The sequence below is a fragment of the Nesterenkonia alkaliphila genome, assembly GCF_009758175.1.
Lineage (GTDB): Bacteria > Actinomycetota > Actinomycetes > Actinomycetales > Micrococcaceae > Nesterenkonia > Nesterenkonia alkaliphila.
Genome location: NZ_WRPM01000103.1, coordinates 46,876 through 67,325 on the forward strand (window position 1 = coordinate 46,876; position 20,450 = coordinate 67,325).

Annotated in this window: 21 protein-coding genes; 5 read left to right on the plus strand and 16 right to left on the minus strand. The window is 67.8% G+C overall.

From position 1 onward, the window contains the following. Window positions 1-20: 20 nt before the first annotated feature. Genes GNZ21_RS15325 through GNZ21_RS15360 form a run of 8 tightly spaced genes read right to left on the minus strand, consistent with a single transcriptional unit; the run spans window position 21 to window position 7,561 of the window. Window positions 21-569 (minus strand): Na+/H+ antiporter subunit E, encoded by a 549-nt coding sequence (locus tag GNZ21_RS15325; RefSeq protein ID WP_157325909.1) that lies wholly within the window; start codon window positions 567-569, stop codon window positions 21-23. Continuing rightward, complete coding sequence (locus GNZ21_RS15330; RefSeq protein ID WP_157325911.1) at window positions 566-2,386, minus strand: complex I subunit 5 family protein; 1,821 nt, start codon at window positions 2,384-2,386, stop codon at window positions 566-568. Before GNZ21_RS15330 ends, GNZ21_RS15325 begins: the two co-directional genes overlap by 4 nt. Next, a complete protein-coding gene (locus GNZ21_RS15335; RefSeq protein WP_229659479.1) occupies window positions 2,386-3,939 on the minus strand; it encodes a complex I subunit 5 family protein in 1,554 nt (517 codons plus the stop codon). Before GNZ21_RS15335 ends, GNZ21_RS15330 begins: the two co-directional genes overlap by 1 nt. Continuing rightward, window positions 3,933-5,474, minus strand: coding sequence for a complex I subunit 5 family protein (locus GNZ21_RS15340; RefSeq protein ID WP_198346046.1), 1,542 nt, complete (start codon window positions 5,472-5,474; stop codon window positions 3,933-3,935). Before GNZ21_RS15340 ends, GNZ21_RS15335 begins: the two co-directional genes overlap by 7 nt. Continuing rightward, the gene (locus GNZ21_RS15345) at window positions 5,471-5,863 is read right to left on the minus strand and encodes an NADH-quinone oxidoreductase subunit K (protein ID WP_157325914.1); all 393 of its coding nucleotides are present in this window, start codon (window positions 5,861-5,863) and stop codon (window positions 5,471-5,473) included. The genes GNZ21_RS15340 and GNZ21_RS15345 overlap by 4 nt, the downstream gene beginning before the upstream one ends. Beyond that, window positions 5,863-6,834, minus strand: coding sequence for an MnhB domain-containing protein (locus tag GNZ21_RS15350; protein WP_157325916.1), 972 nt, complete (start codon window positions 6,832-6,834; stop codon window positions 5,863-5,865). The genes GNZ21_RS15345 and GNZ21_RS15350 overlap by 1 nt, the downstream gene beginning before the upstream one ends. Further along, on the minus strand, window positions 6,831-7,178 hold the full coding sequence (locus GNZ21_RS15355; RefSeq protein ID WP_157325918.1) for a cation:proton antiporter: 348 nt from the start codon (window positions 7,176-7,178) through the stop codon (window positions 6,831-6,833). Before GNZ21_RS15355 ends, GNZ21_RS15350 begins: the two co-directional genes overlap by 4 nt. Further along, entirely contained in the window at window positions 7,175-7,561 is a 387-nt protein-coding gene (locus tag GNZ21_RS15360) for a hypothetical protein (protein WP_157325920.1), read from the minus strand. Before GNZ21_RS15360 ends, GNZ21_RS15355 begins: the two co-directional genes overlap by 4 nt. Window positions 7,562-7,778: 217 nt before the next feature. Between GNZ21_RS15360 and GNZ21_RS15365 the strand changes: the two genes are divergently transcribed. From GNZ21_RS15365 to GNZ21_RS15385, 5 genes are all read left to right on the plus strand, one after another. Beyond that, window positions 7,779-8,762, plus strand: coding sequence for a carbohydrate ABC transporter permease (locus tag GNZ21_RS15365; RefSeq protein ID WP_373868420.1), 984 nt, complete (start codon window positions 7,779-7,781; stop codon window positions 8,760-8,762). Beyond that, complete coding sequence (locus GNZ21_RS15370) at window positions 8,759-9,667, plus strand: carbohydrate ABC transporter permease (protein WP_188503614.1); 909 nt, start codon at window positions 8,759-8,761, stop codon at window positions 9,665-9,667. Before GNZ21_RS15365 ends, GNZ21_RS15370 begins: the two co-directional genes overlap by 4 nt. Window positions 9,668-9,730: 63 nt before the next feature. Next, complete coding sequence (locus GNZ21_RS15375) at window positions 9,731-11,053, plus strand: ABC transporter substrate-binding protein (protein ID WP_157325922.1); 1,323 nt, start codon at window positions 9,731-9,733, stop codon at window positions 11,051-11,053. 70 nt (window positions 11,054-11,123) lie between these two features. After that, complete coding sequence (locus tag GNZ21_RS15380; protein ID WP_157325925.1) at window positions 11,124-11,834, plus strand: dienelactone hydrolase family protein; 711 nt, start codon at window positions 11,124-11,126, stop codon at window positions 11,832-11,834. Beyond that, the gene (locus tag GNZ21_RS15385; protein ID WP_157325927.1) at window positions 11,831-12,628 is read left to right on the plus strand and encodes a LysR family transcriptional regulator substrate-binding protein; all 798 of its coding nucleotides are present in this window, start codon (window positions 11,831-11,833) and stop codon (window positions 12,626-12,628) included. Before GNZ21_RS15380 ends, GNZ21_RS15385 begins: the two co-directional genes overlap by 4 nt. Here GNZ21_RS15385 and GNZ21_RS15390 read toward each other — a convergent pair. The 8 genes from GNZ21_RS15390 to GNZ21_RS15425 form a co-directional block, all read right to left on the minus strand. After that, window positions 12,576-12,686, minus strand: coding sequence for a methionine/alanine import family NSS transporter small subunit (locus GNZ21_RS15390; protein ID WP_157325929.1), 111 nt, complete (start codon window positions 12,684-12,686; stop codon window positions 12,576-12,578). The two genes, GNZ21_RS15385 and GNZ21_RS15390, sit on opposite strands and share 53 nt — an antisense overlap. Next, window positions 12,686-14,257 (minus strand): sodium-dependent transporter, encoded by a 1,572-nt coding sequence (locus GNZ21_RS15395; protein WP_157325931.1) that lies wholly within the window; start codon window positions 14,255-14,257, stop codon window positions 12,686-12,688. Before GNZ21_RS15395 ends, GNZ21_RS15390 begins: the two co-directional genes overlap by 1 nt. A 107-nt stretch (window positions 14,258-14,364) precedes the next feature. Beyond that, entirely contained in the window at window positions 14,365-15,078 is a 714-nt protein-coding gene (gene thiE, locus GNZ21_RS15400) for a thiamine phosphate synthase (RefSeq protein ID WP_157325933.1), read from the minus strand. 20 nt (window positions 15,079-15,098) lie between these two features. Next, window positions 15,099-16,202 carry an alpha-hydroxy acid oxidase gene (locus tag GNZ21_RS15405; protein ID WP_157325935.1) on the minus strand — a complete coding sequence of 368 codons (1,104 nt, stop codon included), beginning with the start codon at window positions 16,200-16,202 and terminating at the stop codon, window positions 15,099-15,101. 14 nt (window positions 16,203-16,216) lie between these two features. Beyond that, a complete protein-coding gene (locus GNZ21_RS15410) occupies window positions 16,217-16,798 on the minus strand; it encodes an isochorismatase family protein (RefSeq protein ID WP_157325936.1) in 582 nt (193 codons plus the stop codon). A gap of 62 nt (window positions 16,799-16,860) precedes the next feature. Next, on the minus strand, window positions 16,861-17,958 hold the full coding sequence (locus GNZ21_RS15415; protein ID WP_157325937.1) for an NAD(P)/FAD-dependent oxidoreductase: 1,098 nt from the start codon (window positions 17,956-17,958) through the stop codon (window positions 16,861-16,863). Between the two features lie 19 nt (window positions 17,959-17,977). Then, window positions 17,978-18,781 carry an IclR family transcriptional regulator gene (locus tag GNZ21_RS15420; RefSeq protein ID WP_157325938.1) on the minus strand — a complete coding sequence of 268 codons (804 nt, stop codon included), beginning with the start codon at window positions 18,779-18,781 and terminating at the stop codon, window positions 17,978-17,980. 92 nt (window positions 18,782-18,873) lie between these two features. Continuing rightward, window positions 18,874-20,424 (minus strand): ABC transporter substrate-binding protein, encoded by a 1,551-nt coding sequence (locus GNZ21_RS15425; RefSeq protein WP_157325939.1) that lies wholly within the window; start codon window positions 20,422-20,424, stop codon window positions 18,874-18,876. Window positions 20,425-20,450 lie beyond the last annotated feature (26 nt).

The following is a 20,450-nucleotide window of genomic DNA, read 5'->3' on the forward strand; positions in this document are numbered from 1 at the left end:
AGTGAACGGTTGGCGGTCAATCAGGCGAAGGCGCGGGCGACGCGGCGCTGCAGGTTCTGCCACTGGGTAGCCGGGTCCAGCTCAGGGGCCAGGGTGTGCAGCTCCACATGGGTCGGCTGTACGGTATACCCGCCGCCCTGGACCATGGAGGTCGCTCCTGTGTGGTCAGTGGTGCGCTGGATCATCGAGCCGGGCATCAGGTTCATCATGATCATCGCCAGCTGCCGGGCATGCCCCTCCTCCAGCTGAATCTGCGCAGTGACCACCGTCGGCTCGATCCGCACCGGACGGCGCAGCGACCGGGCCGCCACATCCAATCCGCCGAGCACCGACTGCCACACGAACCACAGGAACAGAGCGGCCGCGTACCAGACCCGGGCCGGCCAGCGGCTGATCCGCACCGCAGAGGCCGGCGGGGCCAGCCACAGGCTCAGCCCGGTGCAGGCCGCCACGGAGACCGCCCCGTAGATCAGATAGTCCCCGTTCAGCCCGGCGAAAAACACCCACAGCAGACCCAGCGCCGCAGCACGCAGCAGCCCGGCGACGACCCAGGGCAGCGTTTTGTTCACCACACACCTCCACTCCACATCACAACCAGCACCGTCACAGCAGTGAGCACCAGCACGACGACGCCTGAACCCTCCCAGCTGCCCAGCGAGTCCTCCGCAGAGGCCACACCCCGACGAGCGCGCTCCGCGAGATTCCTGGCACCCCGGGCGCCAGCGGTGCGCAGCGAGCCGGCAGCCTGGTGCCCGGCCTCCAGCGCCCGGGATGTGTGCCGCCAGCCGCGCACCGCCGCAGACTCCTCCGCCACAATCAGATCCCCTGGTTCAACGGCCTCACCGCTGGCCAGCCGTGCCGGAATCCGTCCCGCCGCAGCCAGCCGCCAGGCACCCGCACCCAGGGCCAGTCCCAGCACGATCGGCCAGGTGGCCGCCCACAGCGCAGCGGCCGTCCAGCTGAACTCCCCCGCCCCGGGCAGCCAGGCGGCCCCGACCAGCCACGGCACCACCACCCCGGCAGCACAGACCGCCAGCCAGCTGCCCAGTTCACCATCGAAGCTGCGCCGGGCCTGACGCTCAGATGCCCACATCACGAAGGCGAACCGGATCAGCAGTAGAGTGGAGCCGGTGGCCACCAGCGGAAGCAGCTGATCCAGCCCCAGGCCGAGCACCGTGACATCCTCCACAGCCTCCTTGGCCACATACTTCCCGTAGGCCCCCGAGGTCAGCGGCGCCCCGGCCACCGCCAGCCCGGCCCCGGCCATCCCGATGAGCACCACCACCCCCGAGGCGCCGCGCCCGTAGTGCTTGACCACCGGCACGCCCAGGAACAGCGCACCCTTGGCCAGTCCGTGGTGCACCGCATAGAGCACCGCGGCCGTCAGAGCCGGGCCCGCCGCCTCAGGCACCAGCAGCGCCACCGCCACCAGGCAGGCGATGAACCCCATCTGGCTGATGGTCGAATAGGCCAGCACCACCTTCGGGTCAGACTGCAGCACCCCCACTGCCACCGCGGCGAAGGCCCCCAGCAGGGCAAGCACCAGCAGGGTGTGCCCGGCAGCGCTCAGCCCGTCGGGGCCCAGTCCGCTACCGGCCTCCCCGGCGGGCAGGAACCGCAGCCAGCCCACCAGCCCGGCCTTGACCATCGCCCCGGAGAGCACCGCCGAGGCAGCAGGCGGGGCCGCCGGATGCGCCAGCGGCAGCCACACATGCAGCGGCACTGTACCGGCCTTGACCCCGAAGCCGATCAGCAGCAGGGCCACGATCAGCCCGGCGTGCTCCGAGCCGGCCACAGCGGCCGGGGCCTCGGCGACCAGATAGCCGCCGGCGCTTGCGGTCAGCACCAGAGCGGCCAGCACCGCGGTCTCCGAGAGCACCGACATCACCAGGTAGATCCGAGTGGCCCGCCGCGCAGCCCCGGTGCGGTAGTGCACCACCAGCCCGGCCGCAGAGAAGCTCATCACCGAGAACGCCAGATAGAAGCTGACCACATCAGCGGCCAGATAGGTGCCGATGTTCCCGGCGAAGCACACCAGCAGGAAGCCGCTCAGCGCCCCGGAGCCGCGCTCCGCGTGGCGAAGCTTCACCCAGGTCACCGCCGTCAGGGCCGCCCCGTAGAGCAGCGCGGCGATCAGCACCAGCGCCCGGGCCGCAGCATCCATGCGGAACACTGTGCCGAAGAGCAGCCAGTCCAGCTCAAGCTCGGCCCCGGGGGCTGCCACCGTCAGCGCAGCTGCGGGCAGCACCGTCACCGGCGAGAGCATCGCCGTGCGGCGCCGCAGCCGGTGCGCCCGGGCCGCCGGCAGCGTTCCGGCGAACACGATGAGCGCCGCTGCGGTCAGCGGCAGCAGCAGGCTCAGGGCGAGCAGGCCGGCGCCGAGCATCAGCTGAACACCCCCTCAGCGATGAACTGGGCGATCTGCAGCGGGGAGAACGTCACCGAGGCCGCCAGCCCCACCCCCAGGGTGAACCCGGCGGTGCACAGCGCCGGCACCAGAAGCATCCCCGGCTCCCTGAGCCGCAGAGCAGAAGAGGCGCCGGTGGCTGTTCGGCCCAGCCGGGCGTCGTCGTCCGGTTCCCGGCCCTGTTCCGGCTCGTGGAACCACATGCTGTAGACCACGGGCAGGAAATACGCGGCGTTCAGCAGCGCGGAGACCACCAGCACCACCAGCACCCAGGGGTGCGGGGAGTCCAAGGCGCCCAGCCCCAGCTGCCACTTGGAGACGAACCCGGCAGTCGGCGGCAGCCCGATCATCCCGAAGGCCCCCACCGTGAAGGCCGCCGAGGTCCACGGCATCCGCCGGCCCGCCCCACGCAGCTGGGAGAGGCTGTGCGCCCCGATGGACTCGGCGAACAGCCCTGCACAGAAGAACAGGGTGATCTTCATGATCCCCTGGTGCACCAGATGCACCACACCCCCGGCGGTCCCGGCCATGGAGAACATCGTGACCCCCAGCACCACGTAGCTGACCTGGGAGACCGTGGAATAGGCCAGCCGAGACTTGATCTCGGTCTGCCGCAGCGCCTGATACGAGCCGTAGAGCACCGTCACGCAGGCCAGCACCAGCAGCGGGGTCAGCACCCCGAGCTCCCAGGCCACCTGGATGCCGTAGACGTCGTCGACCACCCGCACGATCCCGAACACCCCGGCCTTGACCACCGCAACCGCATGCAGCAGCGCCGAAACCGGTGCCGGAGCCACCATGGCAGCCGGCAGCCAGGAGTGCAGCGGCACCAGCGCCGACTTCACCCCCAGCCCGCCCACCAGCAGGATGAAGATCACCACGACGACGCCGGGAGAGCGCTCCGCCAGCTCGGCCACATCGGCGGCCCCGCCCTCGGCGAAGTCCACCGCGGCGGCCTCCATGGTCAGCCAGACGGTGCCCAGCAGCACCGCCACCCCGCCGCCGAGCGCATAGCGCATATACAGCTTCGCCGCCCGCAGCGACTTCTCGTCCCCCCAGTGGGCCACCAGCGGGTAGGTGACCAGGGTCAGCAGCTCATAGAACACCAGAAAGGTGATCAGGTTCCCGGAGAAGCTGATCCCCACAGTGGCGGCCACGCACAGGCTGAAGAACCCGAAGAACCGGCTGCGGTTGGGCTTGCCCTCCAGATAGCCGATCGCGTAGACGGTGGTCAGCAGCCACAGCACCGCCGAGAGCCCGGCGAAGAACAGCGCCAGCGGGTCCACCCGCAGCACCAGGCTGATCGTCTCCCCACCCCCGGTGGGCAGGAACGGCACCGAGAACTCCGGGCGCACCCCCTCGGCAACCACTGGGGGGACCAGCAGTACGATCAGCAGCAGCTTGGCCACCGCCCCGCCCAGGTTCACCGCGCTGCGCAGCCGCACCGCACGCTCCGGCAGCGGGAAGATCATCGCGGCCACCGCCACCGAGAGCAGCACCAGCAGCAGCGGGATCAGGTCGTTGGTCACCACCAGGCGCCCACCCCCAGCAGATCCCCCAGCCAGGCGCCCAGCAGACCGGTGCCGATCGTGGCCAGACCCAGCAGCATCACCGCGGACTCGCCCAGCCGCTCGCGGACAGAAACCGGTTTCGCCGCAGCAGGCTCATCCTCCGACTGCAGCAGCAGCGGGGCGATGCCGCGCAGCAGGTACCCGGCGGCCAGCAGAGTCCCGGCGGCGAGGACGACGATCAGCCACCACTGCCCGGCACCGATGGCTGCGGTGGCCAGCTGCCACTTGCCGGTGAAGCCCAGGCTCACCGGCAGTCCGATCAGGCCGACCGCGCACAGCCCCATCGCCAGGATCAGCGCCGGGTGGTGCGCACCCGCCCCGCGCAGCGCAGCGATCTCATCAGTGCCGTAACGGTCCTTCAGCAGCCCGGCCGCGGCGAACAGCCCGGCCTTGGCGATCGCGTGCCCGGCCGCCAGGGCAATCACCGCCCCATAGGCACCTGCGGCCAGGGCGTCGTCGTGCTCTGCGGAGACCAGCAGCGGAAAGGCCAGGAACCAGTAGCCGATCTGAGCCACGGTGGAATAGGCCACCAGCGGTTTGAGCCTGGTCTGGCGCAGCGCGAGCACCGAGCCGCCCAGCACCGCAGCCGCACCCAGGGCGCCGAGCAGCCAGGCCAGCCACTGTACAGCAGCATGTGACTGGGCGCCCCCGCTCAGCGGCACCGCCCACAGCCAGGCGCGCAGCAGCACCACCAGAGCCGCCTTGATCACCAGGCCCGAAAGGATCGGGGAGACCCCGCTGGGGGCCGATGAGTGGGCGGGCACCAGCCACCGGTGCATCGGCAGCAGGGCGGCCTTCATCCCCAGGCCTAGGGTCATCAGCACCAGGGCCAGCAGCGGCGCCTCCGGATCCGCCACCTCGGCCAGCGCCTCCCGGGTCTGGGCGATGTCCAGGGTCCCGGTCACCGAGACCAACAGCCCCACCCCGGCCAGGAAGAGCAGGGAGCCCAGCACCGCGACGAACAGGTACCGCAGGGCAGCCTCCCAAGAGCCGCGCCCGCCCAGAGCCACCAGGGCCACCGCGGTCAGCCCGACCAGCTCCAGGCCCACGTAGAGGTTGAACAGGTCCCCGGAGACGACCACCGCGTTCAGCCCCGACCAGCAGCCCAGCCACAGCGGCCAGAACCCCGGATGCCCCTGCTGCCAGCCCTTAGGACCGGCACAGCGGCCCTCGGCCGCCGGCAGCACGGCGGCATACCCCGTGAGCACCAGTCCCACCAGAGCGGTCACCGCCAGGAACACCGCACCCAGGCCATCGGCGCGCAGATGGATCCCGACAGGTGCCTCGAACCCGCCGAGCACCAGTTCGGGCACCTCCCCGGCGGAGACGCTGACCACCAGCGGCACCACCAGCCCGGCCACCAGCAGCCCCACCGCCGCGCCGAGCACACGCCGGGCGGGAAGCGGGACCAGCATGCTCACCGCGGCGGCCAGCAGCGGGGCCAGCACCACCGCCCCGAGACTGAACTCCGCCAGGGCCGACCACACCGGGATCACTGCGGATCACCCCCTTGGTCATGCGGGGACAGCCCGTGGTCCTGCTCAGAGTCCGCCCCCGGGGTCTGCTCGTCGGGGGCACGGTCGGGCACTGCGGCGTCGTCGTCATCCCGGGCGCCTTCGATCCGGCGGATCAGCACCGCCCCCAGCCCGGTGAACGCCACTGCGATCACCAGCCCGGTGATCACCAGGGCCTGCAGCACTGCGTCGGGGGCCTGGCTGCGGGCCGCCAGCGCCACCAGGGTCAGCAGCACCCCGATCCCGGTCACATCCAGGGCGATCAGCCGGGCCAGCAGGTCGCGCACCAGCAGCAGCCGCACCATGCCGAAGACGGTCACCGCCGCGGCGATCATCAGGTACCAGGTGATGGTGTCCAGACCTGTCAGCATCAGCGCACCCCCTCCGGGTTCTCCAGGGTCAGGAAGAGGGTGTAGAGGCCGGCGGCGATCCCCGCGGTGAGCAGCACCTCAACCCCCAGCACCGCCGCGAAGGCCCACTCCGGCTGCCAGGACAGCCAGGGCAGCCCCAGCACCGGGCCTGCCAGCCCGGCCAGGATGAACACGACGACGCCGCCCACCAGCACCGGGCGCAGCCAGTGAGCCGTGGCGGCCCCCAGGCTCACATGGGAGGTCCGAAGCAGGATGAAGGCGGCGGCCAGCACCGCACCGGACTGGAAGGCCCCGCCGGATTCGGCCGAGCCGGCGAAGAGCAGCCACAGGCCCAGCAGCATCAGAGCCGGGGCCAGCAGCCGGGCCGCCCAGGGCAGGGCGGAGGGCACCGGGGGCATCGGCGCCGAGGTCTGGTGGACGCCCAGCCGGTGGGTGCCCGGGTCGGAGAGCCCGCCGCCGCGGCACAGGGCCAGCACCGCAGCGGCGGTGAGCATCAGGATCGCCGACTCCAGCAGCGTGTCATAGGCGCGGAAGGCCAGCAGCACCCCGGTGATCGGGTGCTCGACCCCGGTGTCCGGCATCTGGTCCTCCACGCCCGCCTGCCAGGCCGGCAGCTGCTGGTCCACCCGGAACCAGACCGCGGCGGCCACCACCGCCAGGGTGCCTCCGCAGGCGAGGCCGATCAGCGGCCGCAGCCAGGGCAGCCGGGGACTGGGCTGCATCCCCCCGGCACCGGGAGGCTCCGGGCTGCGCACCGCCAGCCACACCATCAGCGCGGACAGCAGGCCGGTGCCGATGGCCGCCTCCGCCAGGGCCACATCCAGCGAGTCCAACCGCAGCCACACCATGGTCACCACGATGCCCAGTGCCAGGAAGCCCATAGTGATCACCAGTCGGGAGCGCGGAATCAGGCACAGGCCGGTCACCGCCAGCACAGCCAGGCCCAGGGTGATGTCGAGCGAGGAGATCACCGGTCATCACCTGCTTCAGGTGAGCCGGCGGCGTCGTTGTGGTGCATCGGCTCCCGCTCAGCGGCATGATCGGCCTCCAGCCCGCCGATTACATGGGCAGAGACTGAGGCCCCAGCCAGGGCGAATAGCCAGCACAGCAGCATCAGCCCGGCGATCGCCCAGTCGGCCAGCCAGAGCGCGGCGCCCGCCAGCACCAGTCCCAGCCCCAGGTTGTCCGCCTTGGTCAGCGCGTGCAGCCGGGAGCGCACATCGGTGAACCGGATCAGCCCCAGGGTGCCTACGGTGAAGAAGAAGGCGCCGCCGATGATCAGCGCCGCAGCCAGAATCTCCAGCACAAAGCTCATGGGCGCTCACTCCGCTGCGCCGTGCTGCCGGTGGTGTCATGGCCTTCAGCGGCATCCTCGCGGGTCCGTGCCCCGGCTGCGGCACGAACTGCTGCGGTCAGCGCGGCAGTGCCGGTGAGGATCAGGGCCACGTCCAGCAGTCGGAAGGGCGGGCTGAGATTCTCGCCCAGGAGGGACTCCAACACGATCAGCAGCGCGACCATGCCGGCCCCGGTGGTGCCGGTCAGCAGCACCACCAGCAGCCAGTTCTCACTGAAGCCGCGGCGGGCGAAGGCGAACAGGGCGGTCCCGAAGTTCAGCAGCAGGATGATCAGCACGGCCGCCAGGACGGTCGCCATCACCTGGTCCACAACATCCCTCCTGGTCAGCGCCTGGGTAGCCACGTCCTACCGTCCCTATGGACAACCTCGCAGTATTGCCTGGACATTCCCTCGGCGTGCCGCTGCGGAGCTCGGTACTATGGACTGGATCGTGCCAGTAGTGATGTGAAACACAGGACTGGTTCACGTGCAGTTCAACTGAACGACACCTGCCCGTCGACTAAGGGGCGGAGCATGGCCCAGAGGCTGCTGCTCCGCCGGAGAACCTGAGGGGGACCGTTTGACGACTACTGCATCGCCGCCCGCGTTGGGCAGGCGAGACTCCGCCGAGCCCTCTGGCGCGCCGGACGAGCACCAGCTGGAGATCGAGCGCAGACGGGCCCGCCGCCGGCAGAGGTCCAAGAACTGGTCGCTCTTCCTGCTCTTCGCAGGCCCCAATATCCTGCTGATCCTGGCGTTCATCTACTACCCGCTGGCCATGAACGTCTGGTACTCCACTCTGGACTGGCGCCTCGGAGCCCCCAGTGCCGATCCGGTGGGACTGGCCAACTACCAGCGCTTCTTCACCTCGCCCTCAGGTCTTGAGGTGTGGCGGGTCACTGGAATCTTCACCTTCGGGGCGGTCGCCGGCTCCATGGTGCTGGGCCTGCTCATCGCCCTGGTGCTGAACAAGAAGATTCCGGGCCGCACCTTCGCCCGCACCGCGGTCTTCAGCCCCTATGTGCTCTCCGGGGTGGGCGTGGCCCTGGTGTGGATGTTCATCTTCGATCCCCAGCGCGGGGCCCTGATGCATATTCTGAACCGCTTCGGCATCGACTCCCCCCAGTGGTTCCTGGACCCGGACGCAAATCTGTGGATGGTGATAATCGTCTACGTCTGGAAGAACCTCGGCTACTGTGCGGTGGTCTTCCTGGCGGGCCTGCAGTCCATTCCCCGGGACCTCCTTGAGGCGGCGACTATCGACCGGGCCGGCCCGGTGCGCCGGTTCTTCTCGGTGGTGCTGCCGCTGCTGACGCCCACTGTGTTCTTCCTGCTGGTCACCAACATCATCTTCTCCATGACCAATGCCTTTGACATCCTTCGGGTGATGACTCCCACCGGCAACGGCACCAACACCATCATCTTCGAGATCTACCTGCAGTCCTTCGGCCAGTTCAACCGAGCCGGCTACTCTGCGGCCATCGCCGTGGTGCTGTTCCTGACTCTGCTCATCATCACCGCCGTCCAACTACGGTTCGTGGAGAGGAAGGTGCACTACCAGTGAGCACGACGACGCCCCAGGCACCTCACGCAGCAACCGCCCGCCGCCGGAGTGCCCCAGACTGGACCAAGGCGTTCAGCCCCCGCAATCTGGCCGACACGCTGCTGGCGGGATATCTGCCCATCGTGGTTGCCCTGCTGATCATCGTGCTGCCCCTGGTGTGGATGATCTCCTCGAGCTTCAAGCCGGTCAACGAGATCGTGACCCTGGCGCCGGACTTCCTCCCCCAGAACCCCACCCTGGAGAACTACGAGACGGTTGACCGGCGCATCCCGTTGCTGACGGTGCTGCAGAACAGCATCATCGTCACCTCGGTGGGCTCGGCGATCAAGGTGCTGCTGGCCATCACCACTGCCTACGCCCTGGTGTTCATCCGAGTGCCCGGGGCGAATCTGATCTTCTTAGGCATCCTGGTGGCGCTGATGGTGCCCCCGGAGGTCTCCATGCTGCCCAACTTCATGACCATTGAGGCACTCGGCGGGCGGAACACGCTGTGGGGGATCATCCTGCCCGGGCTGGGCACCGCCTTCGGCACCTTCCTGCTGCGCCAGCACTTCAAAGCCCTGCCCAAGGAGCTGTTCGAGGCCGCCGACCTGGATGGGGCCGGCCACTTCCGCAAGCTGTTCCAGATCGCGGTGCCGGTCTCCCTGCCGGCAATCTCCACCGTTGCACTGGTGACCATCGTCAACGAGTGGAACAGCTTCCTCTGGCCGCTGATCATCACCGACAGCCGGGACAAGATGACACTGCCGGTGGCCCTGAACCAGCTGCGCAGCGTGGAGGACACCGTGGCCAGCTACGGCATCCTGATGGCCGGTGCCGTACTGGTGATTGTGCCCATGCTGATCATCTTCGCCATGCTGCAGCGCTACATCGTGGCCGGCCTGACCCAGGGCGCAGTGAAGTAGCCCAGTGAAGTAGACCTCCGAGCCATGCCTATTATCCCGATGAATAATCAAAGGAGCACCACTATGAAGCATCCGAGCATCACCCGCACCTGGAAGGGGATCGCCGTGTTCAGCGCGGCGGCCCTTGCGGTCACCGCCTGCGGCCCCGACACCGGCGGGGGCGACGCCGCCGAGGAGGGCGAGGAGACCGACTGGTCCGAGGTGGAGCCGGCAGACTCCATCGTCTTCGCCACCAACCACCCCGGCGGCTCAGAGGACCTGGAGGACGAGCTGATCGAGCAGTTCACCGAGGAGACCGGCATTGAGGTTGAGGTGATCACCTCCGGAGCCAACTACGAGGAGACCTCCCAGTGGTTCCAGACCGGCGGCGGCTCCAACGCCGATGTCATCGTCCTCTCCGACGCCACCTGGTTCCCCAACTACCTCAATGGCGCCCTGGCACCGGTGGACGAACTGCTGGAGGCCGCCGATGTGGACGTCAGCGGGTATGTGGAGGCGCTCTACGAGGACTACCTCTACGAGGACAACCACTACGGGGTCCCCTACGCCCGGTCCACCCCGCTGTTCTACTACAACGTGGAGCACTTCGAAGAGGCCGGTGTGGACGCCCCGCCGCAGACCTGGGACGAAGTGGCCGAGATCGCCCAGACCATCGTGGATGAGGGTGTGGCCTCCTACGGCTACGCCTTCCCGCCCTCCAATGAGTACCCGGCCTGGGGCATGGCAAACCTGGTATGGGGCTACGGCGGCGGATGGTCCGATGAGTGGGACTTCTCCGCAGTCTCCTCCGATGAGACCGTGGAGGCCATCGAGTTCGCTCAGAACGGCGTGCAGGAGGGCTGGGCGAATGTGGCCGCCACCTCGCAGACCGATGACTTCGCCTCTGGCGTGGCCTCAATGACCATCCAGTCCACCGGCTCACTGGGAGGCATCCTGGAGGCTGCAGACTTCGAGGTGGGCACCGCCTTCCTGCCTGACGGGCCTGCCGCCGAGGGCGAGACCCCCACTGGGGGCGCCGGTCTGATGATCGCCTCCGCCTCCTCCCCCGAGGAGCAGCTGGCCGCCGCGATGTTCGCCGCCCACATGACCTCAGCGGAGTCGCAGGCGATCTTCTCCGCAGGCACCGGCTACGTCCCCTCCCACCAGGACGCCGATATGTCCGAGGTCTACCAGGAGCGTCCGCAGTTCGAGACGGCAGTGGACCAGCTGGAGCGTGCCCGGGTGCAGGACTACGCCCGCGTCTTCCTGCCCGGTGCTGACCTGGAGCTGGCAGAGACTCTGCAGAGCCTGCTGACCAGTGACGCCGATGTGCGCGAAGAGCTGGAGCGGGTGCAGGCGGAGTTCGAGGATCTCTACGAGTCTGACCTGGCGGACGAGCTCGAATAATCCTCACTTCACCACGTCGGCCCTCCTCGGTAGTCTGAGGAGGGCCGACGTGTATACCAAGGAGGACTGCATGGCTGAGAAGACCCCGCACCAGAACATCACCTTCCCGCTGCCCGAGGCCGATGTCACCGACACCGGTCACGGTTATCTGGCCACCCCGCCCTCAGGCTCCGGACCGGCCGTGATCGTCATCCAGGAGTGGTGGGGCCTGACTGACCACATCAAGGAGGTGACCGACCGCCTGGCTGCTGCAGGGTTTGTGGCCCTGGCCCCGGACCTCTACGGCGGTTGGATCACCCACGACGGAGACGAGGCCGGCGAGATGATGTCCAAGCTCCCGGCCGAGGAGGGCGCACGGCAGCTGGCCGGGGCGGCAGACTTCCTGCTCGCCCACGAGGATGTCACCTCCTCCACAGTGGGTGCCATCGGCTTCTGCATGGGCGGGGGGTTCGTCCTGGCCCTGGCCGCCCAGCAGGGGGAGAAGATCTCCGCAGCTGTGCCCTTCTACGGGGTGGGCCAGGCGGTGCCGGAGACCTACACCGGGGTCAGAGCAGCCGTGCAGGGCCACTACGCCACCCAGGACCAGATGTACCCGGAGGACCAGGCCCGGGCGCAGGAGGCCCAGATCCGTGAGGAGTCCGGGGCCGAGGTCGAGTTCTTCTACTACGAGGCCGGCCACGCCTTCCACAACGATGAGAACCTCATCGGCACCTACGACCCCGAGAAGGCCGCCCTGGCTTGGGAACGCAGCCTCGACTTTCTGCGCAAGAAGGTGGTGTGAGCTTCCCGGGGCAGCTCACCCTCGGTGCGATCCCCGGGGCTGCACCGGATAAGTGGGTGCGGCGTTGGCGTGAGCGGTTTCCGGCGATCTCGCTCCGGGTGGTCTATTACGACGACGCCGGGGCACCTGAGCGCCTCATCGCGGGCACCGTAGACATCAGCTACCACCGCAGCAGGGAGGGCCTGCAGCTGCCTGAGGAGGGACTCTTCCACCGGGTCCGGCTCTATACCGAGCAGGCCGTGGTCTGCGCGGCGCGGGATCACTGTGTGGCCGCCGCGGAGGACTCGGTGGACGTCGCCGAGCTCTTCGATGAGCCGTTCTTGGACCCTCGCGGGATGGTCAGCGAGCCCGCGGACCCGCACCGACCGCTTGCCGGGGAGGAGCTGGCACGTGCTGAGCGCATCGCCCTGGAGGTGGTGGCATCCGGGGCGGGCCTGCTGGTGATGCCGCATTCGGTGGCCAGGTCGCTGAGTCGCAAGGACGTCGTCACGCGGGTCCTGGACCAGGCGCCCGGCTATGACGTCTCGCTTCTCTGGCTGCGGGAACGGGACTCCGAGCAGATCCAGGAGTTTATCGGCGTCGCCCGGGGGCGCCGCGCCCAGTCTCCGAGGTCGGCGGTGTCCAGTGCAGATATTCAGCACAGCGCAGATGTACAGCACAGCGCAGACGCGCGGCGGAAGGAGCCTGCACGCCGGCCCCAGGCCAGAGGCGGTGCGCGAGGCGGCCAGCGGCAGGGCGGAGCTACTCGGAGGCGTCCTCGGGGTGGCGGGCGAGGTGGATCAGGGCGGCGATGAGCCCGCCCCAGACGGTCACCAGCGCAACGATCATCATCACCACGGCAGCTGCGTCCATCAGACTGTCTCCTTTCCGGCTTCGTCACGGTCCGGGTCTTCCATATGCATCGCGGAGCTCTCTGACCAGGGCATGAGGCTCAGCCCCACCGAGACCACGATCATCAGCGCCAGGGAGCCCCAGCCGAAGGTGGCCAGCACCCACGTGTCGAATCCGCCGTAGCCCTCGAGGATCTTGTCGCGGATGTCCAGCACCAGCAGCACCCCGAGCACCAGTGGGAGAACCACCCCGATCAGGGTCTTCCACACCGGGCCCAAGGTGAGGGAGCCGTAGGCGTTGAGCGCGGCCCGCAGCACGTCCAGCTTCCGGTAGACCCAGGTGGCCAGCACTACCGAGGCGAAGGCGCCGAGCACGATGCCGACATTATTGGAGAATGCGTCGACCACATCCAGGATGGTCACTCCAGAGACTCCGCCGATGAGCACCACGGAGATCAGCGCTGCGGGCAGGCCGGCGGCGGCTACCGAGACCGGGCGGGACCAACCCGTCTTGTCCTTCACCGCGGAGACGACCACCTCCAGGATGGAGATCAGCGAGGTGATCCCGGCCAGGGTCAGCGAGCCGAAGAAGAGCACTCCGAGCAGCGCGGAGGCCGGCGCCTCGGAAATGATGGTGGGGAAGGCGACGAAGGCTAGGCCCAGCCCGGAGCTGGCCACCTCGTCCACGGCGGTGCCGGCCGCCACGGCCAGGAACCCCAGGGCGGAGAAGACTCCGATGGCCGCCAGCACCTCGAAGGAGGAGTTGGCGAAGCCGACCACCAGGCCGGAGCCGGTGGCATTGGACTTCCTGCGCAGGTACGAGGCATAGGTGATCATGATGCCGAAGCCCACTGAGAGGCTGAAGAAGATCTGCCCGTAGGCCTGGATCCATACGGTGGCATCGGTCAAAGCTCCCCAGTCCGGGGTGAAGAGCGCGTTGAGGCCGGTGGTGGCTCCCTCAAGGGTTAGCGAGTATCCGACCAGGACGGCGAACATGAGGAAGAGCACAGGCATCCCGATCAGCGAGATCGCGGTCAGGCCCTTGCGCACCCCGGTGGCCAGGGCAGCCAGGAGCAGCACCCACACCACGATCAGCGGCCAGCCCACTTGTGCGACGAAGTCCACGGAGATTCCCGCGCCCTCGGCACCGCCGCCGTCGTACTGCAGGAACTCGGCGAAGAAGAAGCCCTCCGCGTCCTCACCCCAGGCCTGGGTCAGCGAGAACCAGGTGTACATCGCCGCCCAGGCGACGATCGCGGCATAGTAGATGGCGATCAGGAAGCAGATGCCCACCTGGAACCAGCCCACCGCCTCAGCGCTGGGGTGCATGCGTTTGAAGGCCAGCGGCGGGGAGCCGCGGAACTTATAGCCCATTGCGTAGTCGAAGAGCAGGATAGGCAGACCAGCGGTCAGCAGTGCAATCAGGTACGGGATCAGGAAGGCGCCGCCGCCGTTCTCGTAGGTGACGTACGGGAAGCGCCAGATATTGCCCAGCCCTACGGCAGAGCCGATGGCCACAAGGATGAATGCTGTGCGGCCGGAGAAGCTTTCACGGATGCGGAAACCGGAGCGGTTTCCTGCGGTGTCAGTCATCGGGACCCCTCTGCGTTAAGACGAGGCGGCGGGAGGGCCCACCGCATTCCATATGACGGAAATATACCGTCTCAGGGGCGCTCTGGTCAGCAGTTTTGCTGATCTGCCTAGTCCGGCAGCAGCTGGCGCAGGCGGCTTGCCGCCTCCCGGACATCCGCTGCCTGGGTGACGGCCCGCACCACCACGGCCCGCTGCGCTCCGGCCCCGGCGACCTCGGCAATGTTCTCTGGGTTGATCCCGCCGATGGCGAAGAACGGCTTGGCCGAGTCGAGTCCCGAGGCCTGGGCCACCAGCTCGGTGCCCACCGCCGCCCGGCCCGGCTTGGTGGGGGTCTCCCACACCGGACCGGTGCAGTAGTAGTCGATCCCGGCGTCCGCGGCGGCCTCACGCACCTGCTCAAAGGTTCGGCAGGAGCGGCCGATCACCACGTCATCGCCCAGGATGGCCCGGGCCTGAGCAGTGGAGAGGTCCTCCTGACCCACGTGGAACACATCCACCCCGGTGATCCGGGCAAGGTCGGCCCGGTCGTTGGCGGCAGAGAGCCCGCCGTACTCATCGGCCACCTCCTTGAGCAGGGTCAGCGCGGCGATCTCGGTCTGCGCTGAGACGTTCTTATCGCGCACCTGAATGATGTCTGCACCGCCGGCGTAGGCCTCAGCGTAGAACGTTCGCAGCGCCTCGAAGCCCAGCTCCTCCACCGGGCCGGCCTCGGGGTAGGCGATGAACCGCTGCAGGTCAGTGCAGACGTAGAGCCGGGAGGCCAGCAGCCGTTCGCGTCGAAGCTGGCCGAGGTGGGTGGGGTCCGGTGTGGCAACAGTCATGACTCCACTGTACGGAAGGATCAGGGCCGGCAGTAGAGCACCTCGGAGCTGAGCTCCTCCACCGAGGAGCATCCGAGGTGCCCCAGAGTCGTCCAGAGCTCATCCCGCAGCAGCTCGACGGTGCGGACCACACCCTCCTCTCCGGCTGCGGCCAGTCCGAGTGCGATCAGCCGGCCGGCGGCCACCGCATCGGCTCCCAGGGCCAGCGCAGCTGCGATGTCGCTGCCGCGCCGGATCCCGGAGTCCAGCACGATGGGCACCTCGGGTCCCGCCGCGGCGCGCACTTCAGGCAGCACCTCAATGCTGGCCGGAGTGCGGTCCACAGTGCGCCCACCGTAGTTGGAGACGTAGAGGGAGTCTGCTCCGGCCGCCAGAGCGGCCTCAGCATCGCGAGGACTCTGGACCCCTTTGACCATGACGGGCAGATCGCACTCCCGGATGAAGGACTGCACCTGCTGCCAGCTCCAGCGTGGGGCGGTGAAGCTCACCAGTTCCTCGAGGGTGGCCCGCTGTGCGGCTGTACCGCCTTCGCTGAAGTTCCTCTGCATCGAGACCCTTGGGACGAAGGCATCCTCCATCAGCCGTTCCCGCCACTGCCGGAGGGGGGAGTAGGTGGCCACAATCCGCTCATATCCGGCTTGACGGGCCCGGTCTGCCAGCTCCACACAGGCGCTGACCTCCCCGACCAGCGTCATCTGGAAGAGCTTGGGGCACTGGGAGGAGGCAGCCACCTCCTCCAATGTGAAGGAGGAGGCCACCGGCACCATCTGCATGATGCCCGTACGCTGCGCAGCCCGCCCCGCCGCCAGGTGCCCCTCCGGGTGGAACTCGGCGTCCCCTCCGAAGGGTGCCACCAGCAGGGGCAGGCTCAGCTCGTGTCCGAACAGACGGCTTCCGGTGTTCGGGCTGCTGACCCCGGCGAAGAGGGGGGTGTTCCAGAGAATCTCGTCAAAGGCACGCGTATTTCGGGCCAATGTGGTCTCGTCGCCGGTGCCGGAGTGCAAGAAGTTCCACTGCTCGGCGCTCAGGCGGCACTGAGCCTCCTGCCGGATCCCCCGGAGTGTGCGGAACCGCTCGGCAGAGCCGAAACGCTCATCAATGATTGAAGAGGTGTTGGCCGTCATATCGGACTTCCGGCTCAGGCGGAGGCGCTGAGCGCCTCGAAGACCTCAGCCATCGGCCGGACCCGCCCCAGGTACGGGAAGACCTCATTGACGGAGTACTCGTGGTTGGCGGCTTTGGCGGTGGCCATGATCCCCTCGACGAAGACCACGTTGTACCCCAAGTCGTAGGCCGAGCGGCCGGTGCCCTCGACTCCAAGGTTGGTGGAGATTCCTGCCAGGAGAATGGTGTCGATGCCGTGCGAGCGCAGCTGATGGTCAAGGTCGGAGCCGTGGAAGGCGTTGAAGGTGCGTTTGACGACCACCGGTTCGTTCTGTGTTCTGGCCATGGTCTCCACCAGCTGGTCCCACCGTTCGGGACGAGGCTTCTTGGGCTTCTGGAAGTCCCGCAGCGGGTTGGGGGCGTCCTGCTCGTTCGGCAGGAAACTGGTGCGCACAAAGATGTTCAGCGCTCCGGCCTCCCGGACGCTTTGGGCCAGCTCGGCGGCCCGGGAGAAGACGGTGGGGGCGTCCACCGGCTCCGCAGGATGACTGAGGACTGCCTCCTGCATATCGATGAAGACTGCAGCGGTGGTCCGGGGGTCAATAGAGAGGGTCAAAACGGTCCTTTCGGCCCAGATGAGGGCATGGTGTACTACGGAAAAATCAACGTCAGATCAGGTCAGGCGGCCGGCTGCGGCTTGAGGTGTTCCAGCTCAGCGGGGGTGTCCCCGTGAATATCGCGGGCGAGGAGCTCACCGAGCAGGGGAGCCATGGTGAGACCGGCGGCTCCGTATCCTGTGGCGACCCAGACGGCGTCGTGACCCGGCAGGCGCCCCACCAGCGGGAGCAGGCCCTCGGGCAGCGGGCGCAGCCCCACGCGGGTCTCCAGGAGGGTCGCTTCGGCCAGGCCCGGCACAATGCCGAGGGCATCCTGGAGCACCTGGAGCTGACCGGCGGCTGTCACGCGCGGGTCAAAGCCGCTTCCGGTCTCACGGGTTGCCCCGACTGCCACGCGGCCATCGTCGAAGGCGACCACATAGTGGTGGGAGAGCGGGTGCAGGGTGGGCCAGGAGGAGGTATCGGCTCCTTCCAGCCGCAAGTGGGTGATCTGACCGCGCTGAGGCGCCACGGGCAGTGTGATCCCCGCACCAGTGAGGATCTCATTGGTCCAGGCTCCGGTGGCCAGAACGACGCCGTCGGCGGGCTGTGCCACACCGTCGACCAGTACTGTGCTGCCCTGGAGCTCAGCCCTTCCGGTGAGCCGGCGGGCACCGTGCCGCTGCGCACCGGTCAAGAGCGCATCGCGTAAGGTTCTGCCGTCAACCCGTCCGCCGCCGGTCAGGAGCACTGCGCCCAGGTCCGGGGCCAGGGCGGGGAACAGCTCCCGAGCTTCAGTAGGGCTGAGTCGCTGGACCTCCCCGGCGGCCGGGCCGGCTGAGGCAGCCCGGGTGCGCAGCCGCTCCTCCGCCTCGTCGAGTGCTGAGGCATCGCGGTTGACGGTCAGTGATCCGGTGCGGCGGTAGTCGGTGCGGGTGATGCCGGCCTCGGTCAGCTGCTCCAGCAGAATGGGGTAGTAGTTTCCCCCGGCTGCGTAGATCTCGTAGAAGGGTCCGGTGACCTGGGAGCCCCAGGGGGCGATGATGCCGGCACTGGCGGCGGTGGCCTGTCCGGTTCGGTGCTCGTCCACCACGGTGACGGCGGTGCCGCGCCGGGCCAGAGCGAAGGCGGTGGCGGCTCCGGCAATGCCCGAGCCGACCACGATGAGGTGTTCAGCCATGAAAGTTCCTTGCGTCTGTTCAGTAGGAGGAGGTGTATTCGTAGAGTTCGTCGGTGAGCTGTTCGGCCTTCTGCCTCAGGTGAGGCAGGTAGCCGGCGATGGTCGCATCAGACATCCGCGCGGTCGGTGCTGAGAGGGAGAAGCCCAGTGGCTTGGCAGCGTAGGGAAGCCGGATCGCAATGCAGCGCATACCCTCCTCCTGCTCCCCTTCGTTGAGTGCATAGCCGCGCTCGCGCGTCGCGCCCAGAACGTCCAGGAAGTGCTGCTCATCGGTGATCGTCTGGTCGGTATAGCGCGGCATACCTGTCCGGCGCAGCAGCGCTTGGACCTCCGCATCCTCCCGGTCCGCCAACAGGGCTTTTCCGATGGCCGTGCAGTGGGGGTGAATCCGCTCGCCGAGCGAGGTGAACATCCGGATGGTGCGCCGGCCGGCTGCTTGGGCCAGGTACATGATGGCGTCGTCCTGAAGCGTGCCCAGAGCCACCGTCTCCCCGAACAGAGCAGCCAGCTCGTCGAGATGCGGCCGGGCGAGTGCGGCCACATAGTCTGTGCTGGCCTTGGTCAGCACCAGCACCCGGCCGCCGATGGTGTACTTGCTCCTGCCGTCCTTGCGGAGGTATCCCAGCTCGGTCAGGGTGCGGGCCATGCGGTAGACAGTGCCGGTGGGCACCCCGGATGCCTCAGAAATCTCGGTGACTCCCACGGGATGCTCGGCCCGCGCCACCGTCTCAAGGACGGTGAACGCCCGTGCGATCGACTGTACTTGTCCCGGCGGCACTGACGTGCTGCTTTTCTCGGCGGCGGTGGTGGCCATATCAGACATCTGAGAGCTTTCTGGATGGGGAGTCAGGAGGAAACCGGCGTACCGGACCTGGGACAGAGCCTAGCGAAGCCCTGTCCCAGATCCGGAGGGGCTCACTCGTTGGGGATGACGTCGTCGAAGATGACGTTGTCGTCCAAGCGGGGTGCCCAGCTCACCGTGTCTGAGACACCGAAGGCGCCGGGCTGGACGTAGAGGGGGATATGCGGACGGTCCTCGGCGACAAGTGCCTGCGCCTCGGCATAGAGCTCGGCCCGGCGCTCATCGTCAAAGGTGCGGTTGCCCTCTGCGATCAGTTCCTCCACCGTCTCGTTGGAATAGTCGGTCTGGCCGGCCGCGCGCTGCTCGGTGTAGTGCACCAGTGAGTAGGAGGCGTCGAGCAGGCCGTCAGCAAGACCGATCATGTACAGCTCATCGTTGGTGTATTCGCTGAAGACATCGGAGAAGGACCCGCCCTCAAGGATCTCCAGGTTGACTTCGAAGCCTACCTCCTCAAGCATCTGGGTGAGCATCTCCGCCACCTCGGCGTCCAGGGGATAGGTGCCGCGGGAGGCGGTCAGGGTCACCGAGGGGGTCTCGCCGTAGTTCTCCACGATCTCAGCGGCCTGTTCGGGGTCGTAGACGTAGTCGTCATAGAGGTCCTCGTTGGCTCCGAAGACGCCGAGCGGGGCCCGGGTGCGGGTGGGGATGGCATGTCCGCCGAAGAGGGACTCGGTGATGGCGCCCTGGTCGATCGCGTAGTCGATGGCGTCACGGATCTCTTGATCCGCTGTCACGTAGCCCTCGGTCATTCGGACGATCAGCAGCACGGTGCGGGTGGTGTCCTCGAACTGCATGCTGATGTCCTCTTCGGCATCCACCCGGTCCCAGTCGTTGGGCGGGACGTCAGCGATGATGTCCACCCCGCCGGTGAGCAGCTCGGAAACCCGGGTGGAGTTCTCCGGAATGGTGCGCACCTCCACCTCGTTCCACACCGGCTCCTCGCCCCAGTAGTCCTCATTCTTGGTGAGGGTGATCCGGTCATCACGCTGCCAGCTCTCGAACTGGTAGGGGCCGGAGCCGATGAGGCTGTCGATGAAGGCATCCATGCCGTTCTCCTCGATGTATCCCGAGGGCAGGATGTCTGAGCCGCTCTTGGACAGCAGCGTGAGCAGCGTGGGCATGGGACCTTCGGTGACGATTTCGACCTCATAGTCGCCGGTGGCCTCCACGCTGGCGATCTGGTTGAAGAACTGATACTCCAGCAGGGTCTCGTCGTTGATCACTCGATCAATGGAGAATTCCACGTCGGCCGCGGTCAGGGGGTCACCGTTGTGGAAGGTGACGTCCTCCCGGATGGTGAAGCGCCAGGTCTCGTCATCGATCTGCTCGTAGTCCGTAACCAGCTCGGGCACCACCTCCATGTTCTCGTCCCGCATGAACAGCCGTGAGTACATATTGCGGTTGATGCGCTCGGCTGAGGTCTGCAGAGCGTCCTGCGGGTCCATGGAGCGGGGGTCCACGCTGTGCGCCCACACCAGGGTCTGGGGCTCGTTGTCAGCCCCAGTTTCGGCGTCCTCGGAGGTTGTGCCGGGGACCCCGCCGCAGCCGGCGAGGGCGAAGACCAGCAGACCGGTGGACAGAAGAGTCAGACGGTTGTTCTTCATCGGATGGTGCCTTTCATGGTGAGTGA

Bases quoted from the DNA above. Each gene is read 5' to 3' on its own strand.
- GNZ21_RS15425 (WP_157325939.1), bottom strand. From the start codon at position 20,424: ATGAAGAACAACCGTCTGACTCTTCTGTCCACCGGTCTGCTGGTCTTC.
- GNZ21_RS15330 (WP_157325911.1), bottom strand. From the start codon at position 2,386: ATGCTCGGCGCCGGCCTGCTCGCCCTGAGCCTGCTGCTGCCGCTGACC.
- GNZ21_RS15395 (WP_157325931.1), bottom strand. From the start codon at position 14,257: ATGACTGACACCGCAGGAAACCGCTCCGGTTTCCGCATCCGTGAAAGC.
- GNZ21_RS15380 (WP_157325925.1), top strand. From the start codon at position 11,124: ATGGCTGAGAAGACCCCGCACCAGAACATCACCTTCCCGCTGCCCGAG.
- GNZ21_RS15415 (WP_157325937.1), bottom strand. From the start codon at position 17,958: ATGGCTGAACACCTCATCGTGGTCGGCTCGGGCATTGCCGGAGCCGCC.
- GNZ21_RS15375 (WP_157325922.1), top strand. From the start codon at position 9,731: ATGAAGCATCCGAGCATCACCCGCACCTGGAAGGGGATCGCCGTGTTC.
- GNZ21_RS15405 (WP_157325935.1), bottom strand. From the start codon at position 16,202: ATGACGGCCAACACCTCTTCAATCATTGATGAGCGTTTCGGCTCTGCC.
- GNZ21_RS15420 (WP_157325938.1), bottom strand. From the start codon at position 18,781: ATGTCTGATATGGCCACCACCGCCGCCGAGAAAAGCAGCACGTCAGTG.
- GNZ21_RS15345 (WP_157325914.1), bottom strand. From the start codon at position 5,863: ATGCTGACAGGTCTGGACACCATCACCTGGTACCTGATGATCGCCGCG.
- thiE (WP_157325933.1), bottom strand. From the start codon at position 15,078: ATGACTGTTGCCACACCGGACCCCACCCACCTCGGCCAGCTTCGACGC.
- GNZ21_RS15355 (WP_157325918.1), bottom strand. From the start codon at position 7,178: ATGAGCTTTGTGCTGGAGATTCTGGCTGCGGCGCTGATCATCGGCGGC.
- GNZ21_RS15390 (WP_157325929.1), bottom strand. From the start codon at position 12,686: ATGGACGCAGCTGCCGTGGTGATGATGATCGTTGCGCTGGTGACCGTC.